The 25,771-nt window shown below is 58.7% G+C and carries 22 protein-coding genes; 12 read left to right on the forward strand and 10 right to left on the reverse strand.

All coding sequences use genetic code 11. From position 1 onward, the window contains the following. Positions 1-7: 7 nt before the first annotated feature. Positions 8-1,546, forward strand: coding sequence for an AAA family ATPase (locus J3348_RS10520; protein WP_097781341.1), 1,539 nt, complete (start codon positions 8-10; stop codon positions 1,544-1,546). Positions 1,547-1,549: 3 nt separating this feature from the next. After that, entirely contained in the window at positions 1,550-2,512 is a 963-nt protein-coding gene (locus J3348_RS10525; RefSeq protein WP_207698942.1) for an AEC family transporter, read from the forward strand. Positions 2,513-2,620: 108 nt separating this feature from the next. Here the strand turns inward: J3348_RS10525 and J3348_RS10530 are convergent, their stop codons facing one another. Then, positions 2,621-3,595: a glycerophosphodiester phosphodiesterase family protein gene (locus tag J3348_RS10530; RefSeq protein WP_207698943.1), complete on the reverse strand. Its 975-nt coding sequence runs from the start codon at positions 3,593-3,595 to the stop codon at positions 2,621-2,623. A gap of 41 nt (positions 3,596-3,636) precedes the next feature. Then, entirely contained in the window at positions 3,637-5,076 is a 1,440-nt protein-coding gene (locus tag J3348_RS10535; protein ID WP_207698944.1) for a 6-phospho-beta-glucosidase, read from the reverse strand. A gap of 288 nt (positions 5,077-5,364) precedes the next feature. On the opposite strand from J3348_RS10535, the gene J3348_RS10540 reads away from it, so the two are divergent. Further along, entirely contained in the window at positions 5,365-6,234 is an 870-nt protein-coding gene (locus J3348_RS10540) for a phosphoribosylaminoimidazolesuccinocarboxamide synthase (protein ID WP_044953963.1), read from the forward strand. A 61-nt stretch (positions 6,235-6,295) separates the two neighbouring features. Here the strand turns inward: J3348_RS10540 and J3348_RS10545 are convergent, their stop codons facing one another. From J3348_RS10545 to J3348_RS10560, 4 genes are read right to left on the reverse strand one after another with little or no spacing between them, the layout of a single operon-like run. Further along, complete coding sequence (locus J3348_RS10545) at positions 6,296-7,144, reverse strand: hypothetical protein (RefSeq protein WP_207698945.1); 849 nt, start codon at positions 7,142-7,144, stop codon at positions 6,296-6,298. Continuing rightward, entirely contained in the window at positions 7,125-7,814 is a 690-nt protein-coding gene (locus J3348_RS10550) for a hypothetical protein (protein ID WP_207698946.1), read from the reverse strand. Before J3348_RS10550 ends, J3348_RS10545 begins: the two co-directional genes overlap by 20 nt. 11 nt (positions 7,815-7,825) lie before the next feature. Beyond that, positions 7,826-8,392, reverse strand: a complete 567-nt coding sequence (locus J3348_RS10555; RefSeq protein WP_207698947.1) for a hypothetical protein — start codon at positions 8,390-8,392, stop codon at positions 7,826-7,828. Continuing rightward, the gene (locus tag J3348_RS10560; RefSeq protein WP_223388239.1) at positions 8,379-8,918 is read right to left on the reverse strand and encodes an RNA polymerase sigma factor; all 540 of its coding nucleotides are present in this window, start codon (positions 8,916-8,918) and stop codon (positions 8,379-8,381) included. The genes J3348_RS10555 and J3348_RS10560 overlap by 14 nt, the downstream gene beginning before the upstream one ends. Positions 8,919-9,079: 161 nt before the next feature. Between J3348_RS10560 and J3348_RS10565 the strand changes: the two genes are divergently transcribed. Further along, positions 9,080-10,042 (forward strand): biotin--[acetyl-CoA-carboxylase] ligase, encoded by a 963-nt coding sequence (locus J3348_RS10565; protein ID WP_207698948.1) that lies wholly within the window; start codon positions 9,080-9,082, stop codon positions 10,040-10,042. Positions 10,043-10,096: 54 nt separating this feature from the next. Here the strand turns inward: J3348_RS10565 and J3348_RS10570 are convergent, their stop codons facing one another. The 4 genes from J3348_RS10570 to J3348_RS10585 form a co-directional block, all read right to left on the reverse strand. Further along, positions 10,097-11,308: a hypothetical protein gene (locus tag J3348_RS10570; protein WP_207698949.1), complete on the reverse strand. Its 1,212-nt coding sequence runs from the start codon at positions 11,306-11,308 to the stop codon at positions 10,097-10,099. A 6-nt stretch (positions 11,309-11,314) separates the two neighbouring features. After that, positions 11,315-11,557, reverse strand: coding sequence for an acyl carrier protein (locus J3348_RS10575; protein ID WP_044953961.1), 243 nt, complete (start codon positions 11,555-11,557; stop codon positions 11,315-11,317). A gap of 187 nt (positions 11,558-11,744) precedes the next feature. Beyond that, positions 11,745-13,217, reverse strand: coding sequence for a class I adenylate-forming enzyme family protein (locus J3348_RS10580; protein WP_207698950.1), 1,473 nt, complete (start codon positions 13,215-13,217; stop codon positions 11,745-11,747). 20 nt (positions 13,218-13,237) lie between these two features. Beyond that, positions 13,238-14,686, reverse strand: a complete 1,449-nt coding sequence (locus J3348_RS10585) for a class I adenylate-forming enzyme family protein (RefSeq protein WP_242702959.1) — start codon at positions 14,684-14,686, stop codon at positions 13,238-13,240. Between the two features lie 399 nt (positions 14,687-15,085). On the opposite strand from J3348_RS10585, the gene J3348_RS10590 reads away from it, so the two are divergent. From J3348_RS10590 to cysS, 8 genes are all read left to right on the forward strand, one after another. Further along, positions 15,086-16,201: an acyltransferase gene (locus J3348_RS10590; protein ID WP_097781330.1), complete on the forward strand. Its 1,116-nt coding sequence runs from the start codon at positions 15,086-15,088 to the stop codon at positions 16,199-16,201. A 57-nt stretch (positions 16,202-16,258) separates the two neighbouring features. Further along, entirely contained in the window at positions 16,259-17,050 is a 792-nt protein-coding gene (locus J3348_RS10595) for a hypothetical protein (RefSeq protein ID WP_207698951.1), read from the forward strand. A 26-nt stretch (positions 17,051-17,076) separates the two neighbouring features. Further along, the gene (locus J3348_RS10600) at positions 17,077-18,672 is read left to right on the forward strand and encodes a glycosyltransferase family 4 protein (RefSeq protein WP_154255531.1); all 1,596 of its coding nucleotides are present in this window, start codon (positions 17,077-17,079) and stop codon (positions 18,670-18,672) included. A 160-nt stretch (positions 18,673-18,832) separates the two neighbouring features. Beyond that, positions 18,833-19,876, forward strand: coding sequence for a lysylphosphatidylglycerol synthase transmembrane domain-containing protein (locus J3348_RS10605; RefSeq protein ID WP_207698952.1), 1,044 nt, complete (start codon positions 18,833-18,835; stop codon positions 19,874-19,876). Positions 19,877-19,881: 5 nt separating this feature from the next. Continuing rightward, positions 19,882-20,340 carry a hypothetical protein gene (locus tag J3348_RS10610; RefSeq protein ID WP_207698953.1) on the forward strand — a complete coding sequence of 153 codons (459 nt, stop codon included), beginning with the start codon at positions 19,882-19,884 and terminating at the stop codon, positions 20,338-20,340. 868 nt (positions 20,341-21,208) lie between these two features. Continuing rightward, entirely contained in the window at positions 21,209-23,461 is a 2,253-nt protein-coding gene (gene pflB, locus J3348_RS10615) for a formate C-acetyltransferase (protein ID WP_207698954.1), read from the forward strand. Continuing rightward, entirely contained in the window at positions 23,448-24,203 is a 756-nt protein-coding gene (gene pflA / locus J3348_RS10620; RefSeq protein WP_005943928.1) for a pyruvate formate-lyase-activating protein, read from the forward strand. Before pflB ends, pflA begins: the two co-directional genes overlap by 14 nt. A 119-nt stretch (positions 24,204-24,322) precedes the next feature. Next, positions 24,323-25,720 (forward strand): cysteine--tRNA ligase, encoded by a 1,398-nt coding sequence (gene cysS, locus J3348_RS10625; RefSeq protein ID WP_097774303.1) that lies wholly within the window; start codon positions 24,323-24,325, stop codon positions 25,718-25,720. Positions 25,721-25,771 lie beyond the last annotated feature (51 nt).

Consider the following 25,771-nt stretch of genomic DNA (forward strand, 5'->3'; position numbering starts at 1 on the left):
ATTTGCTATGAATATCAAACGAGCCAAAGAAGAAATTGAACACACCGTAAAAGCCTACCTTGCCAAGGATGCTCTGGGCGAATACGCCATCCCGGCCATCCGGCAGCGTCCCATTCTGCTCATGGGGCCTCCGGGCATTGGCAAGACGCAGGTGATGGAGCAGGTAGCCCGGGAGTGCGGCGTGGCGCTGGTGGCCTACACCATCACCCACCACACCCGCCAGAGCGCCGTGGGCCTGCCCTTCATCCGCCAGCGCAACTACGGCGGAAAAGATGTCTCAGTGACTGAATATACCATGAGCGAGATCATTGCCAGCATCTACGCCAAGATGGAGGCCACCGGCCTCTCCGAGGGCATTCTGTTCATCGACGAGATCAACTGTGTGTCGGAAACGCTGGCCCCCACCATGCTGCAATTTTTGCAATGCAAGACCTTTGGCAATCAGGCCGTGCCTGCGGGCTGGGTGATCGTGGCGGCAGGCAACCCACCGGAATATAACAAATCTGTGCGCGACTTTGATATCGTTACGCTGGACCGCGTGCGCCGCATGGACATTGAGCCGGACCTGCCCGTGTGGAAGGACTATGCCCGCGCTGCCCACATCCACAGCGCCATTTTGAGCTATCTGGAGCTGCACCCGCAGAACTTCTACCAGATCAACGCCGATGTGGACGGCACCCAGTTCGTGACCGCCCGCGGCTGGGAGGATCTTTCCAATCTGCTGGACACCTACGAAACACTGGGTCTGCAGGCTGATGAAGACCTGATCCGCGAGTACATCCAGCACCCGAAGATCGCAGAGGACTTCTCCGCCTACCTCGACCTTTACTATAAGTACCGCGACGACTACGGCGTAGAGGAGATCTTGGCCGGACAGGCAAAGCCCGCCGTGTTCGCACGGCTGCTGCAGGCCCCCTTCGACGAGCGGCTTTCGCTGGTCAGCCTGATCCTTGCAGGCCTCGGCACCCGGTTCACGGCCTCCCGTCAGGCAGATGCAGTGGCCGACAGCTGCTATGCCTTTCTGCGGGAGACCAAAAAAGCCCTTGCCACCGTTCCGGAGGATATCCCGGACGGCTCGGCAGAAATGTTCCACCAGCAGATCATGGATTACGACACCGAAACACAGCAAAAGCGTGCCGCCGGGCTGCTGAGCAAAGATGCTCTGACCACCCGCCTGCAGGTGCTGGCCGTGCTGCGCGGCTGGGAGGGCGAACTGCGCCGTGCCAACGCCGCCGGTACACAGGAAGCCTTCGACCTGCTGCGCGGGCAGTTCCAGTCCCTTGCCGATGAGCGCGAAAAGGCCCAGCAGACCGCCAGCGCCGCGCTGGAAGCCGCTTTCGACTTTATGGAGCAGGCCTTTGCCGAAAGCCAGGAGATGGTGGTGTTCGTCACCGAGCTGACGGTGGACCCGGTGTCCCACGCCTTCCTCACCGAGAACGGCTGCGAACGCTACTTCAAGTACAACAAAGACCTGCTGCTGGACCACCGCAAAGCTGCTCTGCAGCAGGAGCTTTCAGCGGAACAGCGCCGTCATGGCGGAGTGTGAGCCATGCTGGAAAATATTCTGTTCAGCATGAACAGCACCATGCCGCTGTTCTTTATCATGCTGCTGGGCTATGTGCTGCACCGCACCGGTTTTCTGAGCGATGCGTTCGTGGCCGGGGCCAACAAGTTCGTGTTTTATGTGGCACTGCCGGTGCAGCTGTTCCGCGACCTTGGCAAAAACGATGTCCGCGCCACCTTCGATGGCCGGTATGTGCTGTTCTGCTTTGCGGTCACACTGGCGTGCATCCTTGTGATCTGGGCGCTGGCAAAGCTGTTTTTAAAGGGCACCGGCCTTGTGGGCGAGTTCGTTCAGGTGTGTTACCGCTCGTCGGCTGCCATCCTCGGCTCGGCTTTTCTGCAGAGCATCTACGGCGACGCCAGCATGTCCAGCCTGATGATCCTTGGCAGTGTGCCGCTGTATAACATCATGGCAGTGGTCATTTTGATGCTGGAAGCGCCCACTGCGCAGGCTCAGACCGGCAATATGACTGAAAAGCTCAAAAAGAGTGTGAAAGGCATCCTGACGAACCCCATCCTTCTGGGCATTGCAGCGGGCTTTGCGTGGAGCATGCTGCACATTTCCATGCCTGCCATGCTGGATAAGGCCCTTTCCAACGTGGCCGGTCTGACCAGCCCTCTGGCCCTGCTTGCCATTGGTGCAGGCTTCAAGGGCAAAAAAGCTCTGGGATACCTCAAGCCTACTGCTGTGGCTACTGTGGTCAAGCTGATGGTGCTGCCTGCGCTGTTCCTGCCGCTGGCTGTGCGCTTTGGCTTTACCGACGAAAAGCTGGTGGCCCTGCTGGTGATGCTGGGCAGCATCACCACCCCGGCGTGCTACGTTATGGCAAAGCAGATGGGCCACGAAGGTGTGCTTACCGGCAGCGTGTGCGTTACCACCACCCTGTTCAGCGCATTCAGCCTGACCTTCTGGCTGTTCGTGCTGCGGAGCCTCGGATATATTTTATAACATCTTTTGCATAGCACAACAGCGGACGGCCTGCAGGCCGTCCGCTGTTTGCTTTTCAGATGTTGCTTGGGGAATCAGGCCGCACCGAAGGGATGCAGCTTCTGCCCTTTATTCTGTCATTTCCAGTTCAGAGATCCATTCCCGCACGCGGTCCGGGCGGTTTGTGACGATGGCATCCGGCTGCAGGGGCCAAAGGTCTTTCACGGCCTGTTCCCCGTCCACCGTCCAGTATGCCGCCTTGATGCCCAGATCATGCAGCTTCTGCACCATGCTGGGCTGCTGGTAAGCGGTGTGATATTCACAGCTCACCCAGTCCGGCTTGAAGTCCAGCGTCTGCACATACTTTACCGGGTCCCGCTGTTCCAGCAGGCGCTGGGCTACCTCTACCAGACTCTTGCCCGGAAAGTTCGCCTGCAGCATACTGATCTGATTGCCCATCCAGCGCAGGGCCCAGCTGCAGTTTTCGTCATCCACATTTTCCACCGACAGCGGCGGCAGCTGTGGAAAATCATCCTCTTCCAGCCCGTTCTGCAGGCCAAGCATTTCCCATGTGCTAGTGGGCAACGCCATGGTCTCCATCGCACCGTAGACCAGCACGCCCACCTTCAGCTCCGGCATCAGCTGCTTTGCCTGCCGCAGCAGGTCGTGGTTGAACGAGATCACCACCAGGCGGTCGGTAATGTTTGCTGCACGCACCTCCTCGATCACGCGGGGGACAAAATCCGGGTCGTCATCGATGGTGGCCTTCATTTCCAGCTGAACGATGGTACCTTCCATTTCCCTGCACAGAGCCAGTGCCTCCTGCAGGGTAGCGATCCTCTCGTTCTGATAGTTCACATCCTTCCAGCTGCCAAAGTCCAGCGCCTTCAGCTCGCCCTCGGTCATGTCGTAGATCTGTCCACGCATATCGGTGTGCCAGTCAATGACAAAATCGTGGTGGATCACCAGCTTTTTATCGCTGGTCTGCTGTACGTCCATTTCCACGCCGTCCGCGCCGATCTCCATCGCCTTGCGGAACGCAGAAAGGGTATTTTCCGGCGCAAGATAGGACGCGCCGCGGTGTGCAATGATCTCAGGTGTCATAAGTTCCAATTCTTCCTCACAAATTTATTTTTTCGCAAATTTCAGGCAAGGTCGGCGCCGTTTGAAGCAATGACCTTTTTGTACCAGTAGAAGCTGTCCTTGCGGCTGCGGGCCAGTGTGCCGTTGCCGTCGTTGTCCTTATCCACATAGATAAAGCCGTAGCGCTTTTTCATCTCACCGGTGGATGCGCTCACAAGGTCGATAGGGCCCCATGTGGTGTAGCCCATCAGCGGCAGGCCGTCCTCGTTGACGGCCTTTTCCATCTGCTCGATGTGGGCGCGCAGATAATCGATGCGGTAGCTGTCGTGGATGGAGCCGTCCGCTTCCACGGTATCCACCGCGCCAAGGCCGTTCTCCACAATGAACATGGGCTTTTCGTACCGGTCGTAGATGGTGTTCAGGGTCACGCGCAGGCCCACCGGGTCGATGGCCCAGCCCCACTCGCTGGCCTTGAGGTACGGGTTCTTCACGGCTTCCATCACCGCATTGCCGTCGGCCTTTTCTTCTGCCAGGATCTCCTGATCCGTGGTGATGCAGCGGCTGGAATAGTAGCTGAAGGAGACAAAATCCACGGTGCCTTCTTTCAGAACCCGCTCATCGCCCGGCTCGGTGTGTAGGGTGATGCCGGCCTTCTCCATCCGCTTTTTTGCCCACACCGGGTAGGCTCCCCGGGCCTGCACATCGGTAAAGAAGTAGTTGTCGCGGTCCGCTTCCTGCGCGGCACGGATATCCTCCGGTGCACAGGTGCGCGGGTAATACTGGCCTGCCGCCAGCATACAGCCCACCATGGCACCGGGCATCTTTTCATGGGCCAGCTTGACCGCCTTTGCGCTGGCCACCAGTTCATGATGTGCCGCCTGATACTCCACCTGCTGCACATTCTCGCCCGGATAGAACACTAGCCCCGCGCCGGTAAAGGGCAGATGCAGCAGCATGTTGATCTCGTTGAAGGTGAGCCAGTATTTCACCTTCCCCTTGTAGCGGTCAAACAGCACTTCACAGTAGTGCACATAGGCATCCACCATGCGGCGGTCTTTCCAGCCGCCATACTTTTTTATGAGGGCAATGGGGGTATCGAAGTGGCAGATGGTCACAAGCGGTTCAATGCCGTATTTGTGGCACTCATCAAACACATCCTCATAGAACTTCAAGCCCTCTTCATTGGGCTTGGCATCGTCGCCGTTCGGCAGGATGCGGGTCCATGCGATGGACAGCCGGAAGCACTTGAAACCCATCTCGGCAAAGAGGGCGATGTCCTCTTTATAATGGTGATACAGGTCAATGGCTTCATGGCTGGGATAATAGTGCTTGTCGTCGCACTCCAGCATTTCCAGCCGACCCAGCGCCACCGGGAAGCGGTCCGGGCCAAACGGGGTCACATCCACGGTGGCAAGGCCCTTGCCGCCTGCCTGCCATGCGCCCTCGCACTGGTTGGCAGCGGTGGCACCGCCCCACAGAAAATCTTTGGGAAAACTGCCCATATGTAAACCCTCCCTATTTTAATTTGTTGATTATAAGATACCGCACAATCGCCGGAATGTCCATGCCTACATTTTACAAAAAGGTGCTTCATTGTTGTGAAAGTACGACTTTTATCGTCAAATCGCCGAATTTTGATTCTATTTTTCGTACATTTTTCACGAGAAAAATGCAAAAACGGCCTGATTTTCCTTTCATTCTGTTTCTTTCAAACTGTCCGCAGACATGGTACAATAATCAGGTAAGATACACCGCCGCTTTTTCGGCATTGGAAAATGGAGTGTTTGATTATGACTGAGTTCAAGCCCATTAAAGAAGGCAAGGTTCGTGAGATCTATGATAACGGTGACAGCCTCATCATGGTTGCTACCGACCGCATTTCCGCGTTTGATGTCATCCTGAAAAACAAGGTCACCAAAAAGGGCACCGTTCTGACCCAGATGAGCAAATTCTGGTTCGATTACACCCGCGATCTGCTGCCCAACCATATGCTGAGCGTGGACGTGAAGGATATGCCGGAGTTCTTCCAGCAGCCGCAGTTCGACGGCAACAGCATGATGTGCCGTAAGCTGACCATGCTGCCCATCGAGTGCATCGTGCGCGGCTACATCACCGGCAGCGGCTGGGCCAGCTACCAGAAGACCGGCAAGGTGTGCGGCATCCAGCTGCCCGAGGGCCTGAAGGAATCCGACAAGCTGCCCGAGCCTATCTACACTCCCTCCACCAAGGCCGAGATCGGCGACCACGACGAGAACATCTCCTACGAAAAGAGCATCGAGGTGCTGGAAAAGCAGTTCCCTGGCCACGGCGAGGAGTACGCCACCAAGCTGCGCGACTACACCATTGCCCTGTACAAGAAGTGCGCTGAATATGCGCTCTCCCGCGGCATCATCATTGCCGACACCAAGTTTGAGTTTGGTCTGGATGAGAACGGCAACGTGGTGCTGGGCGACGAAATGCTCACCCCGGATTCCTCCCGCTTCTGGCCGCTGGAGGGCTACGAGCCGGGCCACAGCCAGCCTTCCTTCGATAAGCAGTTCGTTCGCGACTGGCTCAAGGCCAACCCCGACAGCAACTACGACCTGCCGCAGGACGTGATTGACAAGACCATTGCCAAGTATCTGGAGGCTTACGAGCTGCTCACCGGCAAAAAGCTGTAAGATCGACCGTATAAACGTACAAAAAAATGCTTCCGTGCGGCGCACGGAAGCATTTTTTGTTTCACTCACTCAGCTCCGCGCTTTCCTCGGAAAAAGCTTCGGACTCTGCCGTTTCTTCGTTTTCTTCGTCCAGCAGATACTGCACCTCGGTCTGCTTTGCCATCTGCTCTGCTGTCCAGTCCAGCTGTGCGATGCCTTCCAGTTCCAGCGTGTACTGCTCCACATTCTGCAGGCTACCGGAGGCAAGACTCTGGCCCGGGTCGTTCTCCGGCGACCATGTAATGCGCAGCTCATCCGGCTGTGCGCTGCACTGCTGCACGGCATCGGTCACGCTGCGGCAGTCCTGCGCAAAGGCCTGTACGCTGTCATAGCCGCCAAACAGCTCCACAGTCAGGCTCAGATAGCCGTTTCCGGCATTCACATCCCGCAGCGTTTTCGCCTCACTGCTGTACAGGTAGGCGTTTCCGCTGATATTCTTCACACGGATATCCGGGGCTGTTTGTTTGATCTTGTCATAGGCTTCTGTCGTATATTCCTGCCCCAGCTTCATGCTTGCCTGATTCCGCTCCGGGCCGAGTTCATCCCACACCACCGGCAGCAGCGACAGACAGAAGCATCCGCCCATGAGCACAAGGCAGATCAGCACCGACCAGAAATCGTATTTCCAGCGGCCCGGGCGGGCGGCAAAAAAGAGCACCTCGCCGCCCAGCAGGATCAGCCCTGCCGCTGGGGCGATCTTCAGCGCCAGCTGCCAGTCAAAGCCCGGCACAAAATAGGCAAGCAGAAAGAAGATGCCCGCTGCGATCAGGCATACGCCCAGCGTAAAGCTGCCCACCCGGCGCAGCGGCTGCGGTTTTGCAGGCTGCGGTGCTTCGCCGGTCAGCGGCGCATCATTTCTCGTCTCGTCCATCGTCGGCATCCTCCGTCTCATCGTCCGGGGTCACGGGCTTGCCCAGCAGAGCCGAGAGCTTGGGCATGGCAAAGCCCTTTGCTTTCGGCTCCGCCTGCGCATCCTGTGCAGTATACTCGGTAAAATCTTCATCTTCGGCATCGTTCTGCGGCTTCTGCTTTCTGCCCTTGGGGCCGCGCACCAGCCATGCACCGCAGATGATCAGGGCCACGCACACCACCACCTCCGGCAGCTGATCCATCATCAGGTAAAGTGCGCGGAAGAAAGGGCTGCTCTGGCCCCAGCGCCACACGATATCCCCCAGCGTGTTCATAAGGATGTTCTGGTAGGCCACCAGCGCGCCCAGCGCGATCAGGCCCCACCCCAGCAGCTTGTGGCTGTCCAGCATGAACTGTTCCATGCGCTGGTCGTGCCAGTTGATGTGCACCAGATAATCGTCCTGCGGGGCGGTGCCTGCGCCGATCTGCGCCCGGAGATTGAAGGTGTCAAAGAAGCTGTACATCCACACAATGGGCATGGCTACATACAAAACTCCCAGCAGAGTGCCCGCACCAAAGGCCACGCAAAACATCGTAATGAGCGAAAGGCCGCGCTTCATGTAGCCCTGATACATCTGGCCTGCGCCCGGGCAAAAGGCGAAGAGGAAGGTCAGGATTCCGTTTTTCATCATAATCGATCTCCTTATTTCGTTTGATCTGCAAGTGGCGAATTTTTGTGTTTTTCTGCTGCAGGGCCGCCGGCTCCGAACAGCAGGTCATTGAGTGCTTTTGCCAGCGAAGCCTGCTGCTTCGGCTTGTCGTCGTCCATTGGCTTTCCCAGTATTTCCGGCTGGGCGGGCTGGCGGTCATCTTCCATCGGCTTGCCCAGCTGCAAGGCTTCTTCGGTCTGGCTCTGGCTGGTCTCCGGTGTCCATGTGTGCAGCTCCTGCCGGAAATTCAGCAGCTGGTCTATGGTGCCGGAGCGCCACATGGTAAAGGCCAGCACCGCCGCCACACCGGCCACTGCGGCACAGCCCCATGTGTTCTGCATCAGCCGCACCCAGATGGCGGCCATCACCGCCTTGTGCGCGGAGTGCGGCGGCGTTTCCAGCGCATCTGCCGTCAGCAGAGCGGTGTAGCGGTCCATGCATTTATCGCAGTGGGATAAATGCTCGGCGGTTTCCAGCCGGCCCAGCTCATCCAGCCCGCCTGCCTGCAGGGCCTGTAGGCCTTCGTCGGTCAGGCAGCCGTTTTTGTCAAACAGTTCCATGTACGCACTCCTTTCCATCGTTTTCACGCTGTAGTATCTGCTGTGCCAGCATCTTTTTTGCCCGGTAGATCTGTGCTTCCACCGTCTTGGGCGGACGGCCGCACAGCTGTGCCGCCTCGGCCATGGTGTGCTGTTCCAGCAGCACCAGACGGCAAGGCGTTCTGTAGGGCTCCCGCAGGTCCAGGATCATGGCGGTGAGTTCTTCCTCGCCCAGAGCATCCAGCACCTGCTGTTCCGGCTGGGTGCCGGGCGGCGCACCTTCCAGCGCCAGCACATCGTCGCCGGGAATGTTCACCCTGCGCACCCATGCGCTGCGCAGATAGTCCTTTGCCTTGTTGGCAGCGATGCGTGCCAGCCACTGTTTTTCAAACCCGGACGGGCAGCGGTCAATGGCCCGCCATGCCGCCAGAAAGGTCTCCTGCGTCAGGTCCTGCGCATCGCCGGCATCCGGCACCAGCTGGTGGCAGACCGTATATACGAGCGACTGGTATTTCTGCACCATCGCGCTGAATTCCAAGGTCGTCAACGGCCTGCCCACCTCCTTTCAGTTTCGTCCCAGTCCGACGAAGTGCAGCCCCTGCGCTGCCCTTCTGCACATTCATACGAAACAGCCGTTCAAAATCCTGCAAAAACTTTTATTTTTATGATACAATAGAAGTAGTATAGCACAAAAGGAGGCATTCGGCCATGGCTGTCAGTACCCGTCAGGCACTTTTGCAGGCACTTTCCGCTGCCGGGGGCAGCTACGTTTCCGGCCAGCAGCTGGCCGAGACCCTCGGCGTGAGCCGCGCTGCCGTGCACAAGGCCGCTGCGGCCCTCACGGCCCAAGGGTACGCGCTGGAAGCTGCGCCCCGCCGGGGCTACCGGCTGGCAGGCGGCGACCCGTTCTGCACCGAAGCCATCGGGGACTACCCTGCACCCATCTATTTATATGACACGCTGGAAAGCTCCAACCGCACGGCAAAGCTGCTGGCGCTGGATGGTGCACCCCATGGCACGCTGGTGCTCACCGCCCACCAGAGCGCCGGACGCGGCAGGCTGGGCCGGAGATTTGAAAGCCCGGCAGGCAAGGGCGTTTACTGCTCGGTGCTGCTGCGCCCGGAAATGCCCGCCGCCAATGCCCAGACCGCTACCATCAGCGCCGCGGTGGCGGTCTGCCGTGCCGTGAAAAAGCTCTGTGGGCTGGAGCTTGCCATCAAGTGGGTCAACGACCTGTACTATCAGGGCAGAAAGGTCTGCGGCATCCTGACCGAAGCGGGGACCGACCTCGAGAGCGGACAGCTGGAATGGCTGGTGGTGGGCATCGGGCTGAACCTTACCTCCACCGCTGCCGACTGGCCGGAGGAGCTGGCCCGCAAGGCCGGGAGCCTGTACCCCGGCGGGCCTGCCCCGGTGAGCCGGGCCGCACTGGCCGGGGCCATTGCCCGGGAGCTGCTGGCCCTCTGCCCGGCGTTTGACTGTCTGGATGAGTACCGCGCCCGGTGCTTTGTGCCCGGCCACTGGGTGACGGTGTGTGCCGAGACCGAGACCTACGCCGCAAAGGCCCTTGCCATCGACGAGGAAGGGCGGCTGGTCATTCAGCGGGAGAACGGCCGACAGGAGGCTCTGCGCTGCGGCGAGGTGACCACACGGCCTGCACGGACCGAATAAGACGCAAAAAAGCACCCTTTCCTGCCCGGAAAGAGTGCTTTTTATGTTCTGCACTTATGTATCCAGATCCACGGCTTCCAGCACCGTGATGTCCTCTTTTTCAAAGGCGGTGCGGATCATCCCGGCAAGGCCTGGCATTTCGGCCTTGTTCTCGATGCACAGGGTGATGATGCCATTCAGGCTGGAGGCTTCCACACCCATGGAGCCGCCATCCGGCGGGACCCAGACGTTGAAGTCTTTGGTGTACTGCTCAAGCTCCGGCGTAGCCGGCAGCAGCGGATTGCCCAGATAGCTGAGCCAGAAATCCGCCGGGACACCGCTGATGTACTCACCCATCTGGAACACCCTCTGCTTGATGCGCAGGGGCGCTTTCTGCTGGTCCACCTTGTACACCCAGCTCATTTGCTGGACCATCTGGCGCAGCTTTGCCTCCGGCTGCAGGGTGCGGAGCACCTCGGCATCCATTTCCGGCACGATGTCCGCAAGGCGGGTGTCATCGTTCAGCTTCACTCCGCTCTGAAAGGAGCACACGCAGTTGTAAAGGGCATCCGGCACGCCCGCTTCCCTGCGGGTATCTGCCGAGTAGGAATACTGGATCTCGTCTTTGCCCAGATAGTTGCGCAGCGCAAGGCTCAGCAGACCGGCCAGCGCTGTAAAGGGCTTGACACCGTTCTCCACTGCCCGGTCCACAAGGCTCTGCTTGGTCAGCCGCACCCGAGTGCGGCGCATCCTGCCCTCCCATGTCTGCACCACATCCCTCTGCATCGTGCTTTCGGTGGCTGTGGGGGGCGGGTATTTTGCCATCATGGCCTCGATGTCATAGGCCGGGCTGCACACGATGGGCGTGTTTGCAAACGCCGTGCCATAGCGCAGGTTGCAGTACTGTTCCAGAATGCGGGTGAGGAAGGGCGACACCCCGTGGCCGTCCATGAGGAAATGATACCAGTCAAAATAGACGGTATCCCCCTCACAGCTCACGCTGAAAAGATAGCCGTTCGTTTCCTCCGGGATATCGCGCTGTGCACTGCCCTGATACACAAGGCAGGGGTTCGGGTTCGGCTCCAGAAAAAAGCTCCGCTTTTCCTGCACCAGCTGTACCCGATAGTACGGTGCGGCCGAAAGCGCCGCGTCCAGTGCGCGCTGCAAAAGAGCGGGTTCCACCGCATCCTGCAGCGCAAACTGGTACCGACACAGGATCTTCTCCCGACGGAAGAAGTACATCGTTCCCTGAAAGATGTACTCCGTCGAGCGCTGCGACTCATTCATGAACTGTTACCCCGCGTTTGCCGCCAGATAATCCACCAGATCCCCTATGGTCACAAAGTTGCGCAGCTCCTTTTCAGGGATGCGCAGGCCGAAGGTCTCCTCGAGGTCTGCCACAATGGTCAGGATCTCCATTGAGGACAGATCCAGATCGTCCATCAGGACGCTGTTCTCATTCACATCTTCGGGAGAGACCTCGGCAACATCCTCCAGGATGGCCAGGATCTGGGAAATGATCTCTGCTCGTTCCATAGAAATTTTCTTCCTTTCCGTGACGGATAATAGGCACAATCTCCTATGCCTTTCCATAATAATACCCTGATTCTCTCCTGTGCGCAAGGGTTCCGGCAACAAAGCTTTGTTTTTTGTCGGAACTCCTGTTTTCAGTCTGCCGGTCTGCCGGCCCATTTATGCATCCGGGCATTCGATCGCATCCGTATCACTGGCGCAGCAGCTTGCCTGCACCGTTGCGCGGCAGCGGCTCGGTGCTGAACTCCACTGCGCTCATACGCTTGTACAGCGGCAGGGTGCGGTTTGCCTCGGTGATAAAGTCCCGCACCTGCTGCTGTTTGTCCTCGTCACAATAGACCACCACGCCGATCTTCTTGCCCATTTCTTTTACTACACATTCCTTCACGGCTTCGCACTTGCCCACGATGCCTTCCAGCTCTTCGGGGCTGATGTTCTCGCCGCTGTCCAGAATGATGAGGTTCTTCTTGCGGCCGGTCAGGAAATAGTAGCCGTCCTCGTCCTTGCGGGCCAGATCGCCAGTGTGGAACCAGCCGTCCGCGTCAATGACCTCGGCGGTGGCCTCCGGGTCCTTGTAGTAGCCCAGCATGATGCTGTCGCCGCGCATGCACAGCTCGCCGTCCTCGGCGATCTTGTAGTCCAGATAATCGTTGCCCTGACCCACAGCGCCGATGTGCTTTGCGTCCTGTGCGTAGTTGATGATGCCGTCGCCGCAGGTCTCGGTGCTGCCGTAGGTCTGCACCACGAACATGCCGTGTTCCGCCATATCCAGCATCACCTGCGGGTCGAACATGGCAGAGGAGCAGATGGGCACCCACAGCTCCCCCAGACGTTCCTTGCGGCCGCGCATCACATCGTGGTGGAGCGAGTTCATAATGACCGGCACCACCGCCATGGCCTGACTGGGCATCCGCTTTACCTCTTTATAGAAGTTGCGGATGTCGCTGCTGACGTTCAGCACCCAGCCTGCATGGGCCCAGGAGAACAGGCAGATGAAAGCGCCCAGATGGAACATGGGCAGCACGGTGTACTGGCTCATGACGAGGTCCGGTTCGTGCTTATACGCCATCATGTGCTCACCGATCTGGGTGTGGGCACGCATCACCGAGAAGAAATTCTTCTCGCTCAGCATCACGCCCTTGCTGCGGCCCGTAGTGCCGGAGGTGAACATCAGGACCATCAGGGCTTCGTGGTCGATGCAGCGGGTCAGCTGCGCAGGCTCATAGCTGCGGAAGCCATCCATGGGGCGGAGGATATCGCCGTAGGCAGCCTTGAGCTGGTCGTTGAAGCCGTAGTCGTCGCCGTCGGTCAGGATGGCGTCCGGCTCCACAAGGCCCAGCTCGTAGCTCAGCTCGTCCCAGCTCTTGCGCTGGTTCAGCAGCACCAGCACCGCACCGGCCGCCACCACGCCAAAGGTGTTCACGGCATACTCGTAGCTGTTCTTGGTGAGCAGGCAGATCTTTTTGCCCTTGATCTCCGGGATTGTGGACTGGAAGTAATTCACCGCCTTGCGGATATCCTGCACATAATCCTTATAGAGGATGGTGGTCACGGCATCGTTTGCGGTGTCGTAGAAGCGGAAGGCCACATTATCCTTGAAGCGGTCTTCCATGTTGATGGTGATAAGGTCGTAGACATTATCCAGCACTCTGATCTTACGCATTGTTCTGTTTCCTCCCGTGTTCAGCGAAGCAGTTTTCCCATGGCGTTGCGGGGCAGCGGCTGTGCGCTGAACTCCGTCACCATGCGCTTGTACAGCGGCAGGCCGCGGTTGACCCCAGTGACGAACTCCTTCACCGCATCCTGCTTTGCAGGGTCACAGTAGATGAGGGCACAGATCTTTTTGTCCTTTTCCTTCACGATGCACTCCTGAATGTCCGCACAGGGCACCAGCAGCTTTTCCAGCTCCTCGGGGTTCACGTTCTCGCCGCTGTCCAGAATGATCACGTTCTTCTTGCGGCCGGTCAGGTACATGTAGCCGTCCTCTTCCACCCGGGCAATGTCGCCGGTATGGAACCAGCCGTCTGCATCGATGACTTCTGCAGTGCCTTCCGGGTCCTTGTAGTAGCCCAGCATGATGGGGTTGCCCCGCATGCACAGCTCGCCGTCGTCCAGCTTGTATTCACAGCTGAGGTCCACATGGCCCACGCTGGTCAGGTACTTTGCCTCCTGCGAGGAGTTCCATGCACCGTCGCCGCAGGTCTCGGTCAGGCCGTACATCTGGGCCACAAAGAAGCCCTTCTCCATCATATCGCTCAGAATCTTGGGGTCGAACATGGCAGCGCCGCAGGTCAGCACGCACAGGCCGTTCAGGCGGTCGCGGCGGCCCTTCATCACATCGCTGTAGATGCTCTTCAGCAGCACCGGCACCACCGCCATCACCTCGCTGTGCATGGCGCCCAGATCACGGTAGAAATACTTCAGGTTGTTGCACAGGTTGATGGAGTGGCCGGTGATGCTCCACGAAACAAGGCTGGTCATGGCGGAGATGTGGAACATGGGCAGGGCGGACAGGGACGAGAACTCGTCGGTATTCCAGCCCGTGTACTTCTTCACATCGTCAAAGGGGTCCAGAAAAGCCGGCATGGCGCTGAACAGGTTCTTCTGGCTCAGCATAACGCCCTTGCTGCGGCCGGTGGTGCCGGAGGTGAACATGATAAAGGCCAGAGCAGAGAGGTCCTCCACCTCGGTCACGTCCTCGGCAGGCTCATAGGCCGCAAAGACGTCCATGGGCTTCAGGATGCTGCCGTAGGTCTCAGCGAGGGCAGGCTCCCGCTCCGCGAACTCGCCATCCTGCAGAATGCACACCGGCTCGGTGAGGCCCAGCTCATAGGAGATGGCATCCCAGTCCTTGCCAAGGTTCAGCGGCACAGCCACGGCTCCGGCAATGACCGTGCCGTACATGCAGATGACATACTGGTAGCTGTTGCGGGCCAGGATCGCCACACGCTTGCCGCGCACATCGCCATACTCTGCACGCAGGAACGCCACGAACCGGCGCAGATCCTGGGCATACTGTGCGTAGTGCACCTCGGCCACGCCCTGCTTTTTTTCATCATACCAGCGCAGAGCCACACGGTCTGCAATGTTGGTTTCCATATTGCAAAGTGACTGATACAGCGATGTAATCATTTTTTCCTCCATTTTTATCATCCGATCCGGCGCTCCTGTGTAGGCCAGCACAGATCCTTCCAGTCATTTCCAACTGTGCCCAGTATACAATAAGGCCCGTGTCAATGCAAGAGTTTTGCAACATTTAATTCCAAACATTGACAATAAAATCTTGCATATCATGTCGTTTCCAGATGTAAATTCTGGCTTTCGTTGCGAAGCCGCCCTGCCTGTGCTATGCTTTTATTGCAGGCTGCAATGTGTCCCCGCCCGCCGGACCGCAATTCAAAATTGACAGTCTGTGCAAAAAGCATTATACTGGGTTCATATCCATACAAAATTTTATCTTTTTCATTCAAAATCTACGCATTGTGCGGCGTCCGGCTCTGATGGAATGTCCCGCGCAAGGAAGGAACCTCCATGGAAGGAACCAAGCCCCGCACCGCCAGCTCCATCGGCATGTTCGACATGCTCAAGGGTGCCGGTATGCTGACCATCGTTTTTGCGCATACCGCCGAGCTTTATCCCATGCAGGCGGTCAGCGGCCTGTCCCTGACCGCGTTTTTCCCGTTCATCTACCGCGAAGCGCTGATGGCCGCCTTTTTTATTGCCAGCGGCTACGGCTTCCGCAAGCGCTCTATCCACAAGTGCATCCACCAGCAACTCAAAAGCCTGCTCAAACCCTATGCTTACACGGCGCTGTTCACCTGCGTGCTGCACTTTATCATTCATTATAAGACGTTCCAGTACCTGCCCGGCACCATCGGCGAGTCTATCAAGGTCACCGGCGGCTTTCTGCTGGGCCTGCCCCACACGGCCAAGTATTTCGGGCAGGAGTTCTTCTCCTGCGGGCCGATGTGGTATCTGCTGGCGCTGATGGTAGGCTGGGTGCTGCTGGATGTGATCCTGAACATCTTCCCGGAGCGCTATGTTCCATGGGCTGTGGCAGGCTGCGTCCTGCTGGGCTGGGGCGCGAGCCTTGTGTGGGAACTGCCCTTCTGCCTGATCCAAGGTGCCGTGGTGGTGCCCTACCTCTATATCGGCTTCCTTGCCAAAAAGAAGCATCTGCTGGACGAGCCCCTGCCGCCCAAGGTCTTTGCCGGGCTGCTGGCCGCCACAGCACTCATTGCCGTAGGCGCTCTTGCTACCCGCACCACCGACTGCATCTCGCTGGCCGAGTGGTCACTGGGGCCGCTGAGCATCTTTCTGGACGGTGCTGCAGGCTTGCTTTTCATCCGGCTGTTCATGCGACTCAGCCGCGGCCATGGCCCCATCGTGCACTTTCTGGAAGCGGTGGGCCGCCGTTCGCTGAACATTTTCTGCGTACATACCGTGGAGATCATCGCTATTCCGTGGTATCTGATGGTAGCAAAGTTCTCTGCGCAGCCGGTGCTGGGCATGTGGCTGCAATATGCCATCTCTCTGGGCTCTATCTGGCTGGTGTGTGAGCTGCTGCGTGTACGCCGCGCACTCATCATCCGATTTTTCCCTGCACAGCGCAGAACGCCCGCCGTGCACTATACCTCCCGGCACTGACATGTTTTTCCGGCTGCTGCGGTGCAGCCATCATAAAAGTAAGAGGAGAATCCGGTTATGAACAACGATGCCCCCGAGACCCTTGTTGCGGCCCGCAGCCGCGCTGCTGACTTGGAACAGCAGCTCAAGCTCTCTGACGAAGGTGTATCCCGGCTGGCACAGCGGTGTCTGGAGCTGGAACAACAGGTGCTGAACTATCAGGCCGCACTGGCAAGGCACGGCAGCGACAACGAACCTGCCGCCCTGACCCTGCCGCAGCTGTTCTACGATTCCGGCTCCGGCTATTCCCCGCGGGAATGCCTGACCGTTGCCGAGGACGCCTACGACGAACTGACCCACGAGGTCTCTGCGGTGTTCACCCTGCCCACGGATGCCCGTGCGCTGCGGCTGGACCCCGGTGAGCTGGCCTGCTGCGTGACTGACCTGAGCATCTCGGACGAGCGGCTGGAATGCCGCGCCATGAACGGCATCCGGCTGCAGGAAGACTGCCTGCTGTTTTTGGATGTGGACCCCAACCTGACCGTGTGCAGCACCGTGCCCTTTGCGGCCGGGATGAAGTTTGCCGTAACCTATCATTACTATCCGCTGGGCCGCTTCCAGCACGAGCAGCCCGGCAAGGCCCTGCTCAGCGCGTTGAATACCATCAAGCTGCAGGCTGAGGCCGAAAAGAACGATGTTCTGGAACAGCTGCAGGCCGCCCTTGCCGAGAACACCCGGCTGAACAATCAGCTGACGGAACTGCAGAACAGCCGTGCTGCCTATGAAGATTCGCTGGAAAACCTGTACGAGAGCAGCAGCTGGCGGCTTACCGCACCGCTGCGTGCTTTGCGCCGCCTGCTGCGCGGCTGAATCGGATCGCTAAAGGAGTTGTCAACATGTACAGCAGTTACAGCACCCTGCAGCGTAAGCAGCTGACGAAGCAGGTTTATACCGATACCCAGAGCACCTATCTGCTGGTGTATGCACCGGGCCGTCATCAGGCGCTGGAGCACGCACTGGAAAACCAGCTGCACCGCAAGTTCCGGCTGGTGACGGAGCTGGCCCCCGCCCTGACCGACTCGGTGGAGGGCGTGCTGCTGGTCAGCGAAGATCTGGAGTGCACCTCCACCGCCCTGACCTATTTTGCCGCCGCCCTGCGCACCGGTGCCGATTTTGTGGTGTGTGATGCCGCCTTTGGCTTCGATGGCTCCACCGCCCTTTATCTGAGCACCCAGCACATCCCGTGCAGCCGCTGCGCCATGGTATCGCGGAAGCTTCTGGACCGGGTGCGCGCCGCTGCGCGCGGCAGGGACAGCGTGACCGAGCTGCTGCGCCTTGCCACCGCCATGGCGGAAAACTGCCACCGCATCCCGCAGTCTTTGCTGCACTTCCGGCGGGAGCTGTGTGCCGACGATGTGTTCTCTGCAGACGGAAAGCGTGCTTTGATCCTGAGCCACGAGCTGACCATGACCGGTGCGCCCATCGTGCTGACAAGTGCCGTGCCGGTGCTGCGCAGCATGGGCTTTGAAGTGGTGGTGCTTGGCCCTGCGGACGACGGCTCGCTGCCGCTGTTTCTGGATGCCGGTGCCGCCGTAGTGACCCGCAGCGACTGCGTGATGAACTCGTCGCTGTGGGGCCTTGCCACCAGTGCCGATTTTGTGCTGGCCAACACCGTGGTAGAGGCTGCCGCCGTGAGCACCCTGAACGGCTCCTTCGTGCCGGTGCTGTGGTGGCTGCACGATGCCTTTGCAGGCTACCCGTTCATTGCGCACAAGATTCCCAAAACACTGGGCTCCAATGTGCATGTGTGCGCCGTAGGCTCCCACGCCACTGCCGCCATGCACTCGGTGCGGCCGGACTTCAGCATTGAACAGCTGATCTACGGTCTGCCGGACTATGCGCAGGAAAGCTTCCCGCCCTACGATATCAGCTATGCCGGCGGCAGGCCGCTGTTCGTGACCGTAGGTTCCTTTGAGCCGCGCAAGGGTCAGGATATTTTCTGCAACGCCATCCGCCTGCTAAAGCCCGAGGTGCGCCAGAAGGCTGCTTTCCTGTTCGTGGGCAAGGCGGCGGACAAGAGCCTGAAGAACGCCGTGGATGCACTGGTGGAGGACTACCCGGACACCGTTTTCTACCGCAAGCGTCTGGAACGGCCCGAGATTAAATCCCTGATGGATCAGTGCGCCTGCGTGGTATGCGCTTCCCGCGATGATCCCATGCCAACCTTCGTCACCGAGGGCCTGATCTTCGGCAAGCCCTCCATCGTGTCGGAGCACACCGGCACCGCCGGGCTGATCACCGAGGGCGTGGACGGCTTTGTGTACAAAGACGACGACCCGGATCAGCTGGCAAAGGTGCTGGAGCATGCTATCCTGCATCCGGAACAGCTGGCCGCCATGAAAGCTGACTGCCGGAAAATGTACGAGAAATATTATTCCAACGAAGCCTATGTTGCCACCCTGACACGGCTGGTGAACGAATCAACAGACTAAAAACAAGATAAAGGCAAGGGTCGATGCGTACATCTGCCCTTGCCTTTTTATCATTCCATCAAAATTGCACAAGAAAATTCCAGTTCCGTTCACAAAGACACAGTCCGCGTGTGTTATACTTTTATCAAATCATTCCGCCTGAAAGGAGCCTGTTCTCTCTATGAGCCAACCCGCCTCTGCCGCACCTTCCCGCAAAAAGACAGTGATCTCGCTGCTGGTGCTCGCCGCACTTACCGGCATCATCGTGCTGCTGTTCAAGGACAACTGGGCCGAGATCACCGCAGCGCTTTCGCAGCTGTCCGCATGGCAGGTGCTGGTGGTGCTGGCCATCGGCCTCAGCTATCCGCTGCTGGAAGGGTGCGTGGCGTGGGTCATCGTGCGCAGCCGCATCCCGGGCTTCAGGCTCCGGCAGGGCATCGATACCGCGTGGTGCGGCGCCTTTGGCAATGTGGTCACACTGGGCGCAGGCGCCGTGCCGGTGCAGACTTGGTATCTCCACCGCTGCGGCCTGCCGGTGGGCCCGGGTGTGGGCCTGATGACCCTGCAGTACGTGTTCCACAAAACCACCGTGCTGCTGTATGCCACGGTGATGCTGCTGTTGCAGCACAGGTGGCTTGCCGCCAACACCACCGGTGTGATGAATTATCTGCCCATGGCATACGCTGTAGTGGCGGCCATCATTGTGGTGCTGGTGCTGGTGTGCGTATCGCCGCTGGTGCAGAACCTTGCCCGCTGGCTGATGCGTCTGCTGCCCAAAACGGAAAAATGGCAGCAGCGCCGCGCCGACTGGCAGCAGCAGCTGGATATTCTGGGCGAGGAGAGCCGCCGTCTGCTGGCAGATAAGCCCCACTGCGCTGAAATTCTGGCATTACAGGCGGTCAAGCTGTTCGGGCTGTTCTGCCTGCCCTACCTGTGCATCCGGTTCATGGGGCTTTCCCCTCTGAGCTTTTTGCAGGTGCAGCTGCTCACCAGCCTGATGCTGTTTTTGTCCAACGCCCTGCCCAATGTGGCCGGCATGGGCTCCATCGAGACGGCATTCCTGCTGGTGTTCGGCAGCTTTCTGGAGCGCGGCGAGGTGATGAGCGTGATGATGCTCTACCGCATCGCCAGCTATTATGTGGTGTTCGCCGCCAGCGCCGTGGGCTTCTTCATCGCTCAGCGGCATCTGGGCCAAATGGGAGCGGAGCCGCCAAAGGAGGCATGACTCTTATGAAGGAAAAAGGCATTCTGTCCCGGTTCGGCATTGTCATTTTAGTGCTGCTTGCACTGGTGCTGATCTTTCCTTCCGCAAAGATCGATCTTGCATCCGGGATCAAGGCCAGCACACAGGCCAGTGTCCGGGTGGAGCACATTCAGAACTTTGCCCGCTCCGCAGAGATGGATGTTCAGCTGCTTTCTGCCGACGACCCTGCCTATCAGCAGATCGCAAACGTGCTTTCCGGCCTTACCTGTGTCAAGCGGTTCAACCAGCAGTATTCCTCCTACAGCCACGAATACCCGGTGGATTCCGTCACTGTGAGCTACTACGATGATGCCGAGAACAATAACCTCCTGTTCACCGTCTACTCCGATGGCACCGCCATCGTGAACAGCCAGTTCGTAAAGGTCAAAGCGCCCAAAGGCGGCGCGGAGGAAGTGTATCAAAAGCTGGCGGAAATCGTGAAGTAAAACTCCTTCCGTCTGCTCGCTGCACTCACATCCACCTCCCTCAGTGAGGGAGGCTTTGGCAAAACTGTAAAGTTTTCCGCACTGCCAAGGACTCCCTCTTTGAGGGAGCTGGCATGGTGTCAGCCATGACTGAAGGAGTTAAAAACAAAAAACGGGGCACGCAGGTGGTCAAGCTGCATGTCCCGTTTTTGTTTTTCTTTTGCACTTGGTGCGGTACCAATCACACCGAATGCCGCGCATCGAGCCGTGGGAGCAAACTAAAACCACAGCTCACTTGAAAAAAGAGAATGGAATGGAGGAATTGGCGTTTGCGCAGCAATGAAAGCCCCAGTGGGGCTTTTAAGCCACAAAGCGGTCTTGCGTAAGCAAGATGGAGTGGCCTCGCCACGACAAACTTGGGGATCACCTGACACAGCTCCGCAGCTCTGCCATGGCGGATCCGGTTTTCGCAGAAGCCCTTGCAGAGGCTTCCGCTTTTCTGGTGCAACGTGGTTAGATTTGTCTAACCTCGTTGCGAGAACAGAATACCACAGCCGGTTAGTCTTGTCAACCCTTATTTTTCGATTTTTTTCGCAAAATAGGTGCACCGCCGGGATTTCGGCGCTTTTTCTACATTCTGCCCAAAGAAAGCCCCTTGCTTTGGCAGAAAACCCACTTGTTTTCTATTGCATTTTAAAGTGGTTCTTGCTATTATAATAACGCAAGATTTTGTGGGCAGGTTTTCATTTTTGTCTATACCTTGTAGTTGGGGCTGCCGCAGTCGGCAGTTCAAGACCGTTTTGCCCCCAGAAAGCCGCCATACAGAGCGGTTTTTCAAAGGCTCATTAGTTAGAAAACGCTAACTGCGTAATGGAGCAAGGAGGTTCCAATGATCAATTTTGAACAGTGGGAAGGCTTTGAGGGCCGCATCTGGAAAGAAGAAGTCAATGTGCGCGACTTCATCCAGAAGAACTACACCCCGTATGACGGCGACGAAAGCTTTCTGGCCGGCCCCACCGAAGCGACCGACAAGCTGTGGGGGGCCCTGCAGAAGCTGCAGAAGGCCGAGCGCGCCAAGGGCGGCGTGCTGGATATGGAGACCGAAGTGGTCAGCAGCCTGACTGCTTACGGCCCCGGCTATATCGACGAAAGCCTGAAGGATCTGGAGCAGATCGTGGGTCTGCAGACCGACAAGCCCCTCAAGCGCGCCTTCATGCCCTACGGCGGCATCAAGATGGCAGAGCAGGCCTGCACCACCTACGGCTACCAGCCCAGCGCCGAGCTGCACAAGATCTTTACCGACTACACCCGCACCCACAATCAGGCAGTGTTCGATGCCTACACCCCTGAAATGAAGGCGGCCCGCCACACCCACATCATCACCGGCCTGCCGGACACCTACGGCCGCGGCCGCATCGTGGGCGACTACCGCCGTGTGGCGCTGTACGGCATCGATGCACTGATCAAGTTCAAGCAGGAGGACTTTGCCAACTGCGGCGACGGCACCATGACCGACGACGTGATCCGCCTGCGCGAGGAGATCGCCCGCCAGATCAGCGCCCTGAAGGGCATGAAGAAGATGGCCGAGGCCTACGGCTATGATATCTCTCAGCCCGCAAAGAACGCCAAGGAGGCCTGCCAGTGGCTGTATTTCGGGTATCTTGCCGCCATCAAGACCCAGAACGGCGCTGCCATGAGCGTGGGCCGCATTTCCACCTTCCTGGATATCTACATCCAGCGCGATCTGGACAACGGCACCCTGACCGAGACCCAGGCTCAGGAGCTGATCGACCACATGGTCATGAAGTTCCGCATGGTCAAGTTTGCCCGCATCCCCAGCTACAACCAGCTGTTCTCCGGCGACCCCGTGTGGGCAACGCTGGAAGTGGGCGGCATCGGCATGGATGGCCGCAGCATGGTCACCAAGAACTGCTACCGCTTCCTGCACACGCTGGAAAACATGGGCCCCGCACCGGAGCCGAACCTGACCGTTCTGTACTCCTCCGCTCTGCCGGAGAGCTTCAAGAAATATGCCGCCAAGGTGTCCATCGATACCAGCTCTGTCCAGTACGAGAACGACGACGTGATGAAGCCCGTCTGGGGCGATGATTACTCCATCTGCTGCTGCGTGTCTGCCACCCAGACCGGCAAGGAGATGCAGTTCTTCGGTGCCCGCGCCAACCTTGCCAAGTGCCTGCTGTACGCCATCAACGGCGGTGTGGACGAGAAGAGCCACGAGCAGTGCGGCCCCAACTATGCCCCCATCACCAGCGAGTACCTGAACTACGACGAGGTGCTGCCCAAGTATGTCCAGATGCTGGACTGGCTGGCTGGCCTGTACGTCAATGTGCTGCACCTGATCCAGTATATGCACGACAAATACTACTACGAGGAAGCCGAGATGGCCCTTATCGACACCGACGTGCGCCGCACCTTTGCCACCGGCATTGCAGGCTTCTCCCACGTCATCGACTCCCTGAGCGCCATCAAGTACGCCAAGGTGAAGGTAGTGCGTGACGAGAGCGGCCTTGCCACCGGCTTTGAGACCGAGGGCGACTTCCCCAAGTACGGCAACGATGATGACCGCGCCGACGAGATCGGCGTGTGGCTGCTGCGCACCTTCCTGGAGATGATCAAGAAGCGCCACACCTACCGCAACTCTGAGGCTACCACCTCTATCCTGACCATCACCTCCAACGTGGTGTACGGCAAGTACACCGGCGCTCTGCCCGATGGCCGTGCCGCATTCACCCCGTTTGCTCCCGGTGCAAACCCCAGCTATGGCGCAGAGCAGAACGGCCTGCTGGCTTCCCTGAACTCGGTGGCAAAGCTGCCCTACCACTGGGCACTGGACGGTATCTCCAACACCCAGACCATCAACCCGGACGCTCTGGGCCACAGTGAAGACGAGCGGGTGGAGAATCTGGTACAGGTCATGGACGGCTACTTCGATCAGAGCGCACACCACCTGAACGTGAACGTCTTTGGCAAGGAGAAGCTGCTGGATGCCATGGAGCACCCCGAGAAGGAGGAGTACGCCAACTTCACCATCCGCGTCTCCGGCTACGCCGTCAAGTTCATCGACCTGACCCGCGAGCAGCAGATGGACGTTATCTCCCGCACCTGCCATGCAGCCCTGTAACCCCATCGGCTATGTCCACTCGCTGGAATCCTTCGGCTCTGTGGACGGCCCCGGTGTGCGCTTTGTGGTGTTTTTGCAGGGGTGTGCCCTGCGGTGCAAATACTGCCACAACCCGGAAACGTGGGCTGCGGAGGGCGGCGAGGAATGGACGGCAGAAAAGCTGTTCCAGCGGGTCTACCGCTACCGCAACTACTGGGGCAAAAAGGGCGGCATCACGGTCAGCGGCGGCGAGCCGCTGCGCCAGATGGAGTTCCTGACGGCATTCTTCGAGCTGGCCCGCTCCAAAGGCGTGCACACGGCTCTGGATACCGCCGGGCAGCCCTTCCGGCCCGATGACCCGGATTATCTGGCCGGTTTTGACCGGCTGATGAAGTCCACCAGTCTGGTCATCCTCGATCTGAAGGAGATCGACCCGGAACGCCACCGGCAGCTCACCGGCAAAGACAATGCCAACATCCTTGCGATGGCGCGGCATATTTCTGACCTCGGCATCCCGCTGTGGATCCGGCATGTGCTGGTACCCGGCCTGACCGACGACGAGGAGGGCCTGCGCAGGACCGCAGACTTCATCCGCAGCCTGAAAACGGTGCAGCGGGTGGAGGTGCTGCCCTACCACACGCTGGGCCTGTTCAAGTGGCAGAAGCTGGGCATCCCTTATCCACTGCCGGACGCCGTGCCGCCCACCGCGGAGCAGGTGAAGCGTGCAGAAGAGCTGCTGGAAGTGAGCCGTTATCCCGGCTAAGCTCCTGATTTGAAAAACGACCGTTTCCGGTGTGCAGAATGCGCCGGGAGCGGTCGTTTTTTCTTGACTTCCCTTCTGTACACCGTTATAATGAAAAAAGTAAAAAAGGAGAAACAGCCATGCAGATTTTCAATACGCTGACCCGCCAGAAAGAAGAATTCGTGCCGCAGGTGCCCGGTGAATACCGCATCTATGTCTGCGGCCCTACCGTTTATAACTATATCCACATCGGCAACGCCCGCCCGCTGATCGTGTTCGATACCCTGCGCCGCTACCTTGAGTACCGCGGCAACAAGGTGTTCTATGTTTCCAACATCACCGATATCGACGACAAGCTCATCAAGAAGGGGCAGGAAGAGGGCACCTCCATGAAGGAGGTCGCTCAGCGCTTTGAGGCCGAGTACCTCAAGGATGCCGCCGGCCTCAACTGCAAAAAGCCCACCGTCCAGCCCCGGGCTACCGAGCACATCCAGCAGATCCTGGATATCGTGAAGGATCTGATCGACTCCGGCCACGCTTATGTTGCCAAGAACGGCGATGTGTATTTCCGGGTGAAGAGCGATCCCGAGTACGGCAAGCTGAGCCATTTGAAGCTGGACGATCTGGAGAGCGGCAACCGTGAGCTGCGCAGCCAGATGGACGACGACCTGAAGGAGGATCCCGCAGACTTTGCCGTGTGGAAGGCCGCAAAGCCCGGTGAACCTGCATGGGAAAGCCCCTACGGCATGGGCCGTCCGGGCTGGCATATCGAGTGCAGCGCCATGAGCCGCACCCATCTGGGCAAGACCATCGATCTGCACTGCGGCGGTCAGGACCTGATCTTCCCCCACCACGAGAATGAAATCGCACAGAGCGAGTGCGCCAACGGCTGCACCTTTGCCCGCTACTGGATGCACAACGGCTTCATCAACGTGGACAATCAGAAGATGTCCAAGAGCCTGCACAACTTCTTTACCGTGCGGGACGTGGCGGACGTCTACGGCTACGAGCCCATCCGCTATTTCATGCTGACCGCAGGCTACCGGATGCCGCTGAACTACACCGTGGATCTCATCGAGAGCTGCAAGAACAGTCTCGAGCGCCTGTACACCTGCCGCGAAAATCTGGATTTTGCCCTGACCAAGGATGCCTTTGGCACCGACGAGACTCTGAAGGAAAAGGCTGCCGAGGCCCGCACCAAGTTCTGCACCGCCATGGACGATGACCTGAACACCCCGGATGCACTGGCTGCCGTGTTCGATCTGGTCAAGGAGATCAACACGCTGTCGGCTGTTTCCTCCAAGGATGCCCTGCAGACCGCCGCCGCTGCGTTCGACGAGATTACCGGCGTACTGGGCCTGCTGTACAACCGCAAGAAGGACGAGGTGCCCGCCGAGGTGACTGAGCTGGTAGAGAAGCGTGCCGCCGCCAAGAAGGCCAAGGACTGGGCCACTGCCGATGCCATCCGTGCACAGCTGACCGAACTGGGCTGGGCGGTCAAGGACACCGCACAGGGCCCGCAGCTGAGCAAGCTCTAAATTAAAGTAAAGCTATTCGCGGCATGTTGCGGATGGCTTTACTTTTTTGCA

This window comes from Faecalibacterium sp. Marseille-Q4896, assembly GCF_017377615.1.
GTDB classification, from domain to species: Bacteria; Bacillota; Clostridia; order Oscillospirales; family Ruminococcaceae; genus Faecalibacterium; species Faecalibacterium taiwanense.